The organism is Brevibacillus schisleri (genome assembly GCF_055685845.1).
The window spans coordinates 1,451,580-1,465,496 of record NZ_JBVNDM010000001.1 but is presented as its reverse complement, the minus strand read 5'-3'; the positions used below and the strand labels follow the sequence as shown (position 1 = coordinate 1,465,496).

Below are 13,917 nucleotides of genomic sequence, written 5' to 3'. Positions count from 1 at the left end.
CGCACGCGATCTGTACCGTTTTTCAGGAAGGAGGAACACCATGCTTCAGCAGCGCTCCGGGTGGCTGACGATCCTCCCTAGCGGTAGATGGTTCGTACAGTTACCTCGGCTAGTCCTTAAACGCTCGCCAAAGCCACTGGTCGCCAGTCTCGGTCCCTTTTCTCATACGAAACGGATATACGCTGGTTTGCCCCGCGTGCAAGCAAACCGTATTCGTACACGCATTAACTGGAAAATGGCGGACGACTCCCTGAAGCTTGGCCCATTATTTGGCATATTGACCGTTGGTGAAGGGGCAACATTTTTAGGAAATCGCGAGAACTTCAAGGATATTTCTCAATCGGGAAAGCAATGGGGTGCACTCGTATATGTGTTCACTCCACAAGGAATCAATTGGGAGAAGAAAAAAGTGCGCGGCTATTTGTACAACAATCGTCTAAACTCGTGGCAAGAGGTGATTCTACCTTTCCCCCATGTGGTTTACAACCGAATTCCGACGAGAAAAGCAGAACGGCGACCTGAAGTCCGAAGAACATTGAACCGCATCCATGAGATGCCAAATGTCACTTTGTTTAATCGCAGCTTTTTTGACAAGCAACAGCTGTTTACGATGCTTGAGTCCCATCTGGAAGTGCAAGCTTTTCTGCCGGAGACGAAACAGCTGGACACCTTGGCCCGCTTTCGAAGCTTTTGCACGGAACATCGCTTTGTCTACTTGAAACCTGTGCGCGGCAAAGCTGGTCAGGGAATCATGCGCATTGATTTCAAAAACGATAAGTGGTTCCTGCAACGGTTAAAGGAGCATAAGGCCATTACTCGCCGCTTTTCCAATTTGAATGACGTATGGAGGCATATTAGACTTCATGTCAAACAGCAGAAGTACATCATGCAGCAAGGCATCCGTCGTGCCCGCTACAACGGCAAACCTTTTGATGTGCGCGTCCTCGTACAGAAAGATGGTGAGGGCGAGTGGAGCGTAACCGGAGTTGGCATCAGAAGGTCTGGCTCGCAAAGTATCACTACTCATGTGCCACGCGGTGGCTCGATCCACTCGTTATCAACCGTTATGCAAGCCTTGTTTTATAATAATCACGAGCAAATGGAAAGACACATTCACGATACGGCGCTCGCCATCGCACGATCATTAAATGCAGAATGGACGGATTTGGCTGAGATGTCGATGGACCTTGGCTTGACAGAAGAAGGAAAGCTATGGCTCTTTGAAGCAAATGCAAAGCCGGAGAAATTCGATGAACCATCGATTCGACAATTGTCGTTAGCAAATTTGATCCACTACGCACAGCATGTCTCCCATATGCAAAGTAAGCCAGGGAGTGCCGCAGGATAAGGGAGTCGAACAGCACTAGCTGATTCACAGACGACCTTGGTGCGATTTGCCCGTCAGGAAGGGGAACAGCGCGTCACCCACTGACGCGATTGACCCCCAGGCTGTTGGCTCATAATGGGTCAATCCTTCCTGGTTGTAGATAAACGCTACCGCAATAAGTGAATCGGCATGCTGGCTGCACCGTGCGGGTAGCACTGAACAATGAGGCAAGTCTCACATTTTGATCTAAAGGAACATGCCGTCTAGACTCCGGCATGTTTTTTTCGTTTCGAATGCATGACCTGATCAACCTTGGAAAAAATACTCCATGGAGGTGGTCTTAACCATGACCTACACAAATAACAATATGATGCAATCCCAGCAACAACCGCAATTTTTTGGAGCGGTAGGCCCTGCAGGTTCGATGTTCCAACCAGGCTTCGCCGGAACCAACGTACAAGAAGTACAGCATTGGAACCACGGCGGTCATGCCCAATCCATCGGAACTCCTTCATTGGGGATGTCCTCCGGTGGGGCACAAGCGATTTTCTCCCCAGGTTTTGCAAATACGAATGTCCAAGAAGTGAGACAACTAAATAACACTGGCTATCCACAGCAGCAACAGAATTTCGGCTATGCTCAAAATCCAGCACTTCACTCCTTGCAAAACCAATCCACTGGCTATGCACAAGGCCAGCAAGCTGGCTACATACAAGCACAGCCTTCGTATCAGCAATCGGTTGGACAAGGCTCCATTTTCTCTCCGGGCTTTGCCGGCACGAATGTTCAAGAGGTTCAAGCCCGCAATCAGGTTGGCTATAGCGGCTACGGTGGACAAGCTGGCTATACGAATCAAACAGCCTATCCGCCAGCGATGACTGGCAGTATTTTTTCGCCTGGCTTTGCCAATACCAATGTTCAGGAAGTTCGCCAGTTGAATAACACTGGCTATGGCTTGCATGCCCAGCAAGGTCAGCTGCAACAATCTCAGTTACAACAATCTCAGCTGCAACCACAGGCATATGCCAATCAGGCGTACAGCAATCAGGCTGGCGCAGGAGCACAAGCGATTTTCTCTCCTGGCTTTGCAGGCACGAATACGCAAGAGGTTCAACAATTGAACACCCCAGGCCAAATGGCTCCTCACACAGGCTCCATTTTCCCTGGCACATTCTAAATGAGAAAAGCGTGACCATCCATCGCGACGGTCACGCTTTTTATTATGGGAGATGGTTCAGCGGTCTACCTTTTCCACAATCGCCTGAAACAAGGCGTGCAAATCTTGCAAACTCTGTTCATCCACTGTAAAAATGATGCTGCCAAACGCGTAGGCATCCTTCTGCACGCTGGACCATCCATCCCCGGTTGGTTGAAACTGCGCCTCCACGCACGCCTCTGTCTGATCTAGCAGTTGCCGTACCGCTACATGCTTTTCCAACGATGGTCGATAGTTTTCCATCACTTGTGCAAGCCGTTCATCCTGACGCGCCAGCCGATACAGGGCAAGCTCAATCTGGAGCCAGCAGGTCACATAAAAATGGAACTCCAAAAATAACGTGTGTACAGCTACACGGATTTTGTCATGGTCACCCGTTTCCAAGGCTGCACGTGCTTCCTGCTTTTTCTCCTGAATCAGATCAAAATGACTGACTGCTCCACGGTAAAACTTGCGCACCATGTTGTACAACATTTCTGGTGTACGCGGCGGAAGATTTCGATGTCGGTTTTGCACATCTCGCATGGCTTGTTCTCCTCTTTCCGACACTCGTTTTCTTCTATTGCGAGTTCAAAAAGTTGGCTTTTCAGCACCGAGAAAATGGCGAGAACCGAACGAAGGAGGAGCGGAGTGTAGGTAATCTACATGAGCACCAGACTTCGGAGGTGAACGCCATTTTCGATGCCGAATTAGCTTTCTTCACTACTTCGTGATCAAAAGACGACTTTTTGAACAACCTCTTCTATTGTACAACAATGATGCACGATGCTGGCAGCCTACTCTTTCCCGTTTTTCCAGTAGTCATAGGCATGAATAGCGAGCCCCCAATAAGAGGAGTATCGATCCAGCACTTTTGTCACCAGATCCAGCTGCCTGTCCATTTCGCCCATGCCTTCCTCGTGAAAGGTAATCCCGTTCCCTTCGTGACTCTCTTTCGTTTCCACGGCGACGACCAGCTTTTTTTGGAGGCTCTCTGCGTACTTCATCTGATTTTCAACCAAGCCGATGATGCCAGGGGCGCGATCGCGAAAGGCCATCAAGGTCGTATGATCAAGCTGTTTGATCATCCAATGCGAAAACGGCAATTCCGGCTGACCCGGAGTTGGTGTTTTGTCCAGCCAGGCGGCGAGATCGACGCTTGCTTCCAAGGATGTTTCTTTCTTGGTCTCTTCGACAAATGCTTCGATATTGCCCATCCATTGGCGTAAAACTGCCTCTTTATCCTCGCGCCAGACAGGAAGGACATACGGCTCAATGTCTAAGTGAATGCCGTGAAACTGCTCTTCTGTCGAGACAGCCTCATTGTAGGCTTTCACCCAATTCACGAGCTTCATGATCTTGCTTCGACTTTCAGACAGAGCCCAAATCGGATGGCCCCCCATCGCATGAACCTCGATACCCGCTTCACGAGCCTCTTTCACGAAATCGCGATAGTAGGAAATCGGCTGCTCCAAATCTAGACGAACATAGAGGAGATTCAACCCGTTTTGTTCTGCAAAGGAGAGAATTTCCTCCTTTTCCGTGTCAATCAATTCTGCACGCCATATGTAGGTGCCTTTGTAGCGTTGCTTCGTTGCTGGGGGCAATGGAGATGCCTCCTTCCAGTAACGATAATCGTGGATCGCGACGCCAGAGAAGGACGGATGCTGTGCCAAAAGGGCAGGTAATTGCTCTAATTGCTGTTGCATGAGAGCGGAGCCTTCCTCTGCAAAAGAAGCGTGGTCTTCATCAAGCGGCTTCATATTCACAGCAACCAAGACACGCTTCTCTAACTCATCCGCTTCCTTCATTTCCTGATCAATCAAATTCAGGATGCCGTTTTGACCTGACAGTGTGTCACGATACGCCATGATACATACCGTATCAAACTGACCTATCATCCATTTGGACAGAGACATCTCTTCTTGTCCCGGAACAGGAATATCGTCCAGCCAAAATGGAATGGCTGCACTGGAAACCAATTCCTGTTCTTTTGATACCTCGGCTACGAACGCCTGCACATTGGTTTGCCATTCCCGGATAATCCGCTTCTGATCGTTCTCCCAAAATGGCAGAAGATACGGCTCGATGTCTAGCTGAATCCCGCGAATTCGCTCATTCTTCTGGGCTTCATGGTTGTAGCTTTTTACCCAGTGGACGATGTTCATCATCCGCTTTTCATTGCTTTTGAGTGCCCATGCGGGATGACCAGCAACCGCATGCACCTCGATTCCCATCTCTGTCGCTTCGCGGATAAAATCGCGGTAGTATTCATAGGGCTTGTTCATTTCGATCCGCAAGTAGACGAGATTAATATCGTTCCTTTTGCAGAAATCGAGAATCTCTTGTTTCTCTCTCCCGATCATTTCGGATTGCCAGATCCACGTTGCTTTACTCTTCTTCTCCGCGGGGGAAAAGCCAAATAGAAAGCCGACCGTCAGGCAGAGAACACTCAAATAGATGCGCGCAGCTTTCATTCGTCAAAGTTGCTCCTCTCGTTGACTTGCGTGCTTCCAGCTCTCGTAATCATGGATCGCACTTCCTGCAAACGCCGGATTGTTTGACAGCTCCTCCTGTAAAATGGCCAACTGGTTATTCATCTCTTTTGTGCCTTCTTCATAAAAGCTCACATGAGCGCCTTCCATCGTTTCCATGATGTTGACGCCTACGATGACCGACCCTTTTTTGCGTACATTGGCATCATCGACGATCTTTTCTACGATTTCGACGATCCCATTTTGCCCAAGGGCTTGATTCCGGTAGGCCATTAATGTAATACTGTCGAGTCGCTGCACCATCCAGTTGCTCACTTTTTCATCACTGCCAGGAACGTTTACGGAGTCGATCCAAAAAGGCAAGTCGGCACCGACAGCAAGATCCGTATCCTTCTTCGTCTCCGCTGCCAAATAACTGACATTCTTCAGCCATTGCACGACGATTTCTGCCTGGTCTTCCTTCCATGCAGGCAACAAATACGGCTCGATATCGACGTGAATCCCCGAAAATTGTTCATTTGGCTTGGCACTTCGATTAAACGCCTTCACCCATGAGATGAGATCGTCGATACTCTGTCGATTTGCTGTTAACGCCCAATTTGGGTCACCGCCAAGCGCCTCTACCTTGATGCCTGCCTGGTTGGCTTTTTCAATGAAGGTACGATACGTCTCTGGCGCAACTGCTGCTGGTTCGACGTGAAGATAGATCAGGTTGATGTCGTTTTTCTCGGCAAACTCGATCATTTCATCCGTTTGGGTCTTCATTTGCTTGACATCCCATATCCAGGTTGCTTTTGTCAGGGCGGAGCGGGTGCTTGCCAACGACAGCATGATGATCGAAGTCACTGTCACAAGGAGTAGTGCTATCCAAAGCCAGCTATATCGACGAAGTACCTGCATCAGCGCTGGTCGATACCGTACGGTTGTGTCGTCGCTCCCACTCCAGCAAAAGCCCGCTCACCAAACGTACTGCCATCAACCGCTGAAAACGGCGGAATTCTCGTGTAATCCTCGATACTCTTGTTTTTGACCAGCGCGTGCGGCCCGATTTGGCAGCCTTCACCGATCTGTGTGTCGCCAAAAAGGCAGGTTCCCGGATAGAGCACCGTATCACGCCCGATCATTACGTCCGAATCGATGTACGTCGAGCTCGGGTCTATCATCGTCACTCCGTTTCGCATATGGAAATCGTTGATTCGCTTGCGCATCAGCTGTTCCAAATCTGCGAGCTGCACACGATCATTGACGCCATTGCCTTCTGCGGGATCATCCGTTGCAAACGCCGCTACCAAATGACCTTGCTCTTGCAATAGCCCCAGAACGTCCGGCAAGTAAAACTCCCCTTGCGCGTTTTCGTTTGAGACCATCGGCAGCATCGAAAACAGCTTTTGGTTGTCAAAGCAAAAGATTCCGGTGCTGATCTCGTTCACCTTTTTTTGGCCCAAGGTCGCGTCTTTTTCCTCGATAATTTTCCGGACATCGCCGTTCTCGTCGCGAATGATCCTGCCATAGCCTGTAGGCTCGTCCACAATGGAGGTCAAAACCGTGGCTGCTGCTTGTTTGAGCTGATGATACTCGAGCAAGCTTCGCAGCGTCTGTTCTTGTACGAGCGGTGTATCTCCATTCATGACAATCGTTATGCCATCCTGCGCCCCGAGAATTTCGTGGCTCATCCAAACAGCATGAGCGGTCCCCAGCTGTTCCGGTTGATACGCATACTGAACACGGTTTTTCAGCTGTTCTTTGACCACTTCGGCTCCGTGACCGACAACGACGACCAAATGCCGAAGTGACAATGGTTCCAATGTTTTTACGACATGCTCAATCATCGGCTTCCCGCAGATTGGATGCATGACCTTGTAGAGCGAAGATTTCATTCTGGTTCCTTTTCCTGCTGCGAGTACTACTGCATGTATGTTCATCCTATCGCCTCCGTCTTGGTCAGCTCCCCTTTTGCAAGCTGACCTTGTTGGATTTGCTGATCGAAGTATGGTTTCAATTCATAGGTCAGTGTGTCAATCATCATGCTCAAATTAATGTCTTTCCTCTGCACGCCCAGCTGATAGGCCTGAAGCATAATCTCCAGTAATTTCTCCTGATTCAACGTCCGCTTCGAGGTGTTCATTCATCTTTCCCCCTTTTTCCAATTACTCTCTAGCCTTAGTACGACTGACGTTTGTGTTTACTCAACTGTTACACTTTTGGCCAAATTCCGTGGACGATCTACGTCATTGCCGAGCGCAACAGAAGTGTAATAGGAAATGAGCTGGAGGGGGATCACGCCTAACACCGGTGTAAACAAGGCATCTGTCTGCGGAATCAGGCATACGTCATCAACCGAGCGATGCAGCTCTACATGTCCATCTAGAGTAATACCGAGAACCTTTGCTCCACGGGCTTTTACTTCTGTAATATTACTGATCATTTTCTCATGCAGCTCATCTTGTGTAGCCAAGGCGATGACTCTCGTTCCCTCTTCGATCAGCGCCAGTGTGCCGTGTTTTAGCTCCCCTGCCGCATACGCCTCCGAGTGAATGTACGAGATTTCCTTCAGCTTGAGCGAGCCTTCCATCGATACGGCATGGTCGAGTCCTCGTCCAATGAAAAACAGATGCTGCTCGTCCTTGATCGATTCAGCGAAATGACGTATCTCATCCGCATGTTGGAGAATATGCTCGACTTGTTCCGGGAGTGCGGTCAGTTGTTGAAGCAGTGAGGCACGGGTGTCAGCATCCAGTGTACCCTTCGCTTGCGCCAAATAAATGCCAAGCAAGTAAAACGCAATCAGCTGCGACGTATATGCCTTCGTCGAAGCAACCGCGATTTCCGGACCTGCATTTGTCGTAATCACGTCATCGGCGTCACGGGCAATCGAGCTTCCGACTACATTTGTAATCGCGAGTACTGCTGAGCCATTTCGTTTGGCTTCACGCATGGCTGCCAATGTATCTGCTGTCTCCCCTGATTGGCTGACAGCAATCGTGAGCGTATTGGGCGCAAAGAGTGGGCGACGGTAACGAAACTCCGACGCTACATCTACTTCTACCGGAATTTGTGCCAGTCGCTCGATTACATGCTTCCCGATCAAGCCTGCATGATAAGCGGTACCGCATGCGACAATGTAGATTTTCTCCACACGCTTGGCACTCTCTTCTGATAACTGAAGAGTAGGGAAAACAACCTTTTGCTCGGTAGCATCGATTCGACCTGTCATTGTATTGCGCAGGGCACGCGGCTGCTCGTAAATTTCCTTTTGCATATAGTGCGCAAAGCCGTCTTTTTCCGCTTGTTCCTTGTCCCACTCAATCCGCACCAGCTCTCGCTCGATTGGTTCCGTCGTATCCAGACGCATCACGTGAACGGAATCTTTGGTCAGAATCGCCAGGTCTCCGTCTTCCAAAACGTACACATCACGCGTATGCTCCAGGATCGCCGGGATATCTGAGCCAATGAAATTCTCATTCTCCCCTACCCCGATAATCAATGGGCTCGCCATACGAACCGCAATCAGCTTGTCAGGCTCATGCTCCGTCATCACACCGAGGGCAAAGGCTCCGCGAATTTTGCCAGCGACCTTCTGCACTGCCGCAACCAGGTTGTTATCGTATTCCTGCGCCAAAAGATGTACGATGACCTCCGTGTCCGTCTCCGAAGTAAACGTCACACCTTTTTCGATCAACTCCTGCTTGAGATCCAGATAGTTTTCGATAATGCCGTTATGCACGATCGAAAACTTGCCGGACTGATCAAAGTGAGGATGAGAGTTTTCGTCAGATGGTCGTCCGTGTGTCGCCCAGCGCGTATGACCAATGCCGATGGAGCCCTGCAAGCCGGACTTTTGGGTTTGGCTCTCCAGTACATCAATTCTGCCTTTTGCCTTGCGAATGCCGATCGTTGCTCCGTCACAAATCGCAATGCCAGCGGAATCGTAGCCTCTGTATTCCAGCTTTCGCAGCCCATTGATTAGAATCGGCTGCGCTTCCCTGTTCCCGATATATCCCATAATTCCGCACATGTCTTTGGTTCCTCCCTTGTTGCGTATAATGTTGCGACTTTGTATTATGCGAGCAAGCTGACGACTTCCTTCTCCTGCTTGATAGCCACGGAGGTTCCGATGCGATACACATTCGGATTCGTGATGCCCTCAAACGCATTTCGTGTATCGATAATAGCCACTCCCAAATCCGCCAACTCCTGATAGGCAAAGCATTGGTGATTCGTAATGAGCACCATGCAATCGTAAGTCTTGAACGCCTCGTAGTCATTGGCAATGGAATGGACGATCTCCCCTTTTTTATTCACAAAGCTCTGCGCATACGGGTCGTAATAGTCAACCGTCGCTCCGCTATTGGTGAATAGCTCGTAAATCTCCAGCCCAGGTGATTCCCGCAAGTCATCGACTTCCGGCTTGTAGGCCATGCCAAGAATCAAGATGCGCGAGCTGTTAATCGCTTTGGCGTAAATATTGAGTACTTGTGCTGTCTTGTTTCGCACATAGTCCGGCATGTTGTCGTTAATCGACTGGGCGATCTCAATAAATTGACTGTGAAAACGAAAGCCCTTGGCCTTCCACGACAAATACATCGGATCGAGCGGTATGCAATGCCCACCGATTCCGGGTCCCGGGTAAAACGGCATGAACCCGAAAGGCTTGGTCGATGCGGCCTTGATTACTTCCCAAACATTGATGCCCATTCTGTCGCACATCATCGCCATCTCATTCATGAAGGCAATATTGACGCTACGGAAGGTGTTTTCCAAAAGCTTGGACATCTCCGCCACCTTTGGCGAGGAAACCGGTACGACGGTTTTGACCAGACTGCCATACAAGAGTGTGCCTAACTCCATGCAACGTTCTGTCGTCCCGCCGATCACCTTTGGCGTATTGTACGTACTGTATTTGCGATTGCCCGGATCGACCCTCTCTGGCGAGTAGCAGAGGAAAAAGTCGATCCCAGCCCGATAGCCCAGCTTTTCAAATTCGCGCTGGATCAGTTCCTCCGTTGTTCCCGGATAGGTTGTGCTCTCCAGTGTAATGAGCATTCCTCTTTTCATGAATCGCTTGATTTGCTCGACAACGTTTATAATGTAAGAGGTGTCCGGGTCCTGATTGGGACTGAGCGGTGTCGGAACGCAAATGCTGATCGCATCCAGCTCTTCGATTACGCTATAATCAGTCGTTGGAAAAAAGCGGTTGGTCGCGAGGCATTCCTGCAAGGTTTCATTAGAAATATCCTGGACGTATGACTCTCCTCTTTTCAGGCTCTCGATTTTTCCACCATGCAGATCGATTCCGATTACGGTATAACCGCTCTTGATCGTCTCTACGGCAAGCGGCAGCCCTACATACCCAAGCCCAATGACACCCACTCTCGCTGTCTTTCGTTGAATCTTCTGTTGCAGTTCCTCGTATCTCGCCATCCTCGTTTCTCTCCCTTTCTCTTTCTAGAATTATGAAATCAGCCTTTTCACCCTAGCTTCCAGTTCTACCGGGGAGAATGGCTTCGTAATGTAGTCAGATGCTCCCATCGCAAACGATTTTTGCACATCTTCTTCCAGACGTTTGTCTGTAAGCACCATAATCTTGCTCATGGAAGCGCTGATATGCTTGATTTTTTCCATGAGCTGGTATCCATTGAGGATAGGGAGATTCAGGTCGGTAATCACGAGATCAGGAGCGACCTCCTGATATTTTTCCATACCATCCATCCCGTCATTGGCTACCGTAACGAGATACCCTTTGCGCTGAAAGTAGATGCTCAAAAACTCGTTGACAGTCTCATCATGGTTAACCAGCAAAATACTTGCGGGTTCTTCTCTTTGAGCGGGATTCTGCTCGTAAATCTTGATCTCCCCGTGAGCGCCTGGCTCTCTCATCTCTTGGATCATCCGCATCAGCATTTGACCGGACGAGCGGGAGCTTTCGGGAAAACTCGCAATCAACAGGCTGCCCGCAAGCAGTTTGTGCTCTTGCAAATAGTCTTTGACACGCAAAGCATAGAAATGAGTGTTCGAAAGCTTCTGTCCTTCAAGCAGGATTCCGAAGAGCTGCTTGTTTTTGTCATACGCGTAGTGCAAAGCAATCTCGGAGCCGTCTCCTGAACTGGTGCCCAGGTCTTGCTTGATCAGCTCCATGGACTCTTTTGTGAGGTTTTTGCAAGCCGCTAGAATAACCCCACACGCCAATTGTTTCTCTTCCATCTTGCTCAGATGCTCGTAAAAAACAGGTACGAGATTACTCATGATCTAGCCTCCAAACTTGAAATGTTTTCGCTGCCCTTCGTCTGCCAGCTCGTCCGCGTCATCGTTCCCCAGGAGTTGTTGTTGCGCAAGTATTCAATATGACCGAGGAATCTCCAGATGACGCCGATTTGCCGATAGCCGAAGAACATCAGAATCGTATAGAAAAGCATTTTGACGATGTCCTGAAAGCGTGGATACCGCCGAAACGCGATTTCCTCCAGCAATAAGGAGCCAATGCCAAGCAGCATGCCATACAGCACATTGAGCAAGCCGTAGAGTAAGAGGACATAGCCGTTGGTCATATCCAGTAAGGTGTAACCGATGAGGGCTAGTAGACCCGTGATGCGGAAGTATGGATTCAAGGTTTCAAACAGAATATTGAACGGTAGCGTGAGCATCCCGAACAGCTTGTACTTGGGGCGGAACGCCATATGTCTGCCGTACTCAATCATGTTTTTCAGATTGCCGCGTCCCCATCTGCGCCGTTGACTGCCCAAAATTTTGAGTGTATCCGGCGCTTGCGTCCAGCAGACCGCATCGGGGCAGAATGCCACTCGGTACGGCAGCTTGTTTTCCAGCATGTACTTGTGCAGCTTGATGATGATGTTCATGTCTTCACCCGGATACCCTTCGCGATAGCCGCCTACCTTGATGATGTAATCCTTGCGAAAAACACCGAACGCACCTGAGACGATAATCAATCCGTTGATTGCACTCCAGCCGATCCGTCCCCCGAGAAACGCCTTGAGGTATTCGACAGATTGCATCATCGGCAAAAACTTATCTGGCAGACGAATGTCTTTCACGACACCGTCTTCGATCTTGCAGCCGTTAGCAATGCGGATATCTCCGCCGATAGCCACTGTTTCATCCGGGTTTTCCATATACACCTTCGCAATGCGAATCAGCGCGTCTTTTTCCAGCAAGGAATCTGCATCAATGGATGCGATCAACGGATAGTGGGAGAGATTGATCCCCGCATTGAGCGAGTCAGCTTTTCCTCCGTTCTCTTTGTCGATCAAATACAGATTCGGAAAAGCCGGATTGTGGTAGATTCCCCTGATGTTCGACGTATGCAAAAGCGGCTGCACGGGCATGTGTTCGGAGTAAACCAGCGAAAACTCGTCAATCAATACCTGCAAGGTAGCATCCTTCGATCCATCGTTGACCACGAGCACCTCGTAGCGAGGATAGTTCAAGGATAAGAGCGACCTCACATTTTCAATAATCGTCAGCTCCTCGTTGTACGCTGGCACGAGAATCGAAATCGGCGGAACGTGCTCAGAGCCTGAAAGTGTCTGGAATCTCGAATAGATGGAGCTTTTTAAAATTCCCATGATGCTCTTGAACGAGAACAGCATGATGATGAAGTACAAAGAGTTGATCGCGATGACGTAATAGACCGCAAACACCCCGTAGTAAAGTAGAAAATCTCTCATGGCAGCCTCCTTTCGCTCTATCTTTCCAGCGCCTGAACCGTGGAGATCGTTTTGCGATACGACTTGCGGTACAGATGCAGCTTTTCGTTGTATTGCACGAGCTTCTCTGTCGCGGTTGCTGTTGCACCCTGTAGAACCAGCTTCTCTTTTTCCAGCTCCTCCTGGATCACTTGATGAGCCATCTCGCTCTTATGACCGTTTCTCTCTTCCTGCAAAATTTCACACAGGGCAGCAAAGCCTTCGACCTCCAGCTGCGCCAGGCTGCGTGCACTGTGATGACGAACCCACCAGTTCGCATCGCCAACCGCCTTTTTTAGCGAGGGAATGTACGCATGCAATTTCAGTGAGCCAATTGCCTTCGCTGCCATTGCCCGAATTTCCCAATCCTTGTGATTCATAAAATCCGTGAGTGTCTGCTCATTCATATAGCGGATATCCCGACACATGAGCTTGACTGCCTTGATTCGGACTTCCTTGTCAGGCGATTGAATGAGCTGGTATAGCGCAGGCTCAATGCCAGGCTGGGCATGCACGGCGTAGCCAATCAGTCCGATTTTGACCAGTTCAGCATCGGAATCTTGTAAAAACTGTGCAAAAAGTGGTGCTGTATCCACCTGCGAATCACTGATGATGTCCACGATGAGCTGGTGGACATTGTTCTTCGCTCGGACAACGTGGGTCGCCATTTCCCGCAAATCTTCAGTATTGCGTGCACATTTGGCGACAGAGCGTGCAATGATAAAAACACTGGTGTCATTCGTGTTTTTTTGCAGGAGCGTCATGAGAGCAGGTACAGCGAGCTTGGAGCGCATGATCCCCAAATTGTAAGCGGCATCTACTCTCGTCCATTTCCACTTGCCATTTAGTCTTTGCATATCCAGCTCTACGAGTCCCATATCCTCGCAAAGCCAGATCAGCTTGTCCCGATGAATACCTGTGAAGCACTCCATCAGCTCAAACAGCTTTTTCTGAATGATTTGCTTTTCTTTTTGCGTCACATCGCCATAAGGCACTTGCAAGCGCTCCTCTTCTTCCCCGTGTGCTTGCAGGTAAACGAAGTAATCGCGATATTTTTCCAGACAGCGCATGGTCTGTTTCTCCACCGAAATGTTGCGTAGCTTCAGTGCGAACAAGACAAGCAAGCCTAGTACTGTCAATCCACATAGCGCGTACAGAAAAACAATTGCCGTCGCCAATGGTGTTTGCACGTTTGCCACT

Annotated in this window: 12 protein-coding genes; 2 read left to right on the top strand and 10 right to left on the bottom strand. The window is 49.5% G+C overall.

Translation table 11 applies throughout. From position 1 onward, the window contains the following. Positions 1–40: 40 nt before the first annotated feature. Entirely contained in the window at positions 41–1,348 is a 1,308-nt protein-coding gene (locus tag ACUUHJ_RS07475; protein ID WP_289676706.1) for a YheC/YheD family endospore coat-associated protein, read from the top strand. A gap of 325 nt (positions 1,349–1,673) precedes the next feature. Next, a complete protein-coding gene (locus tag ACUUHJ_RS07470; RefSeq protein ID WP_472298571.1) occupies positions 1,674–2,504 on the top strand; it encodes a hypothetical protein in 831 nt (276 codons plus the stop codon). A 57-nt stretch (positions 2,505–2,561) separates the two neighbouring features. On the opposite strand, the gene ACUUHJ_RS07465 is transcribed toward ACUUHJ_RS07470, so the two are convergent. The 10 genes from ACUUHJ_RS07465 to ACUUHJ_RS07420 all read right to left on the bottom strand — a co-directional run bounded on the left by ACUUHJ_RS07465 (position 2,562) and on the right by ACUUHJ_RS07420 (position 13,907). Next, positions 2,562–3,068, bottom strand: coding sequence for a hypothetical protein (locus ACUUHJ_RS07465; RefSeq protein ID WP_472298570.1), 507 nt, complete (start codon positions 3,066–3,068; stop codon positions 2,562–2,564). 251 nt (positions 3,069–3,319) lie between these two features. After that, positions 3,320–4,999: a hypothetical protein gene (locus ACUUHJ_RS07460; protein ID WP_289676703.1), complete on the bottom strand. Its 1,680-nt coding sequence runs from the start codon at positions 4,997–4,999 to the stop codon at positions 3,320–3,322. A gap of 3 nt (positions 5,000–5,002) precedes the next feature. Then, positions 5,003–5,869, bottom strand: coding sequence for a hypothetical protein (locus tag ACUUHJ_RS07455; protein WP_289676702.1), 867 nt, complete (start codon positions 5,867–5,869; stop codon positions 5,003–5,005). A gap of 47 nt (positions 5,870–5,916) precedes the next feature. After that, positions 5,917–6,939, bottom strand: coding sequence for a sugar phosphate nucleotidyltransferase (locus ACUUHJ_RS07450; protein WP_472298569.1), 1,023 nt, complete (start codon positions 6,937–6,939; stop codon positions 5,917–5,919). After that, positions 6,936–7,142 (bottom strand): hypothetical protein, encoded by a 207-nt coding sequence (locus ACUUHJ_RS07445; protein ID WP_012685087.1) that lies wholly within the window; start codon positions 7,140–7,142, stop codon positions 6,936–6,938. Before ACUUHJ_RS07445 ends, ACUUHJ_RS07450 begins: the two co-directional genes overlap by 4 nt. A 57-nt stretch (positions 7,143–7,199) precedes the next feature. Further along, positions 7,200–9,032 carry a glutamine--fructose-6-phosphate transaminase (isomerizing) gene (gene glmS / locus ACUUHJ_RS07440; protein WP_472298568.1) on the bottom strand — a complete coding sequence of 611 codons (1,833 nt, stop codon included), beginning with the start codon at positions 9,030–9,032 and terminating at the stop codon, positions 7,200–7,202. A 44-nt stretch (positions 9,033–9,076) separates the two neighbouring features. Beyond that, the gene (locus ACUUHJ_RS07435; RefSeq protein WP_012685085.1) at positions 9,077–10,438 is read right to left on the bottom strand and encodes a nucleotide sugar dehydrogenase; all 1,362 of its coding nucleotides are present in this window, start codon (positions 10,436–10,438) and stop codon (positions 9,077–9,079) included. Between the two features lie 30 nt (positions 10,439–10,468). Further along, positions 10,469–11,260 carry a response regulator transcription factor gene (locus ACUUHJ_RS07430; RefSeq protein WP_064202483.1) on the bottom strand — a complete coding sequence of 264 codons (792 nt, stop codon included), beginning with the start codon at positions 11,258–11,260 and terminating at the stop codon, positions 10,469–10,471. Further along, a complete protein-coding gene (locus tag ACUUHJ_RS07425) occupies positions 11,257–12,699 on the bottom strand; it encodes a glycosyltransferase family 2 protein (RefSeq protein ID WP_142495342.1) in 1,443 nt (480 codons plus the stop codon). Before ACUUHJ_RS07425 ends, ACUUHJ_RS07430 begins: the two co-directional genes overlap by 4 nt. A 17-nt stretch (positions 12,700–12,716) precedes the next feature. Continuing rightward, on the bottom strand, positions 12,717–13,907 hold the full coding sequence (locus tag ACUUHJ_RS07420; protein ID WP_289676696.1) for a HEAT repeat domain-containing protein: 1,191 nt from the start codon (positions 13,905–13,907) through the stop codon (positions 12,717–12,719). Positions 13,908–13,917 lie beyond the last annotated feature (10 nt).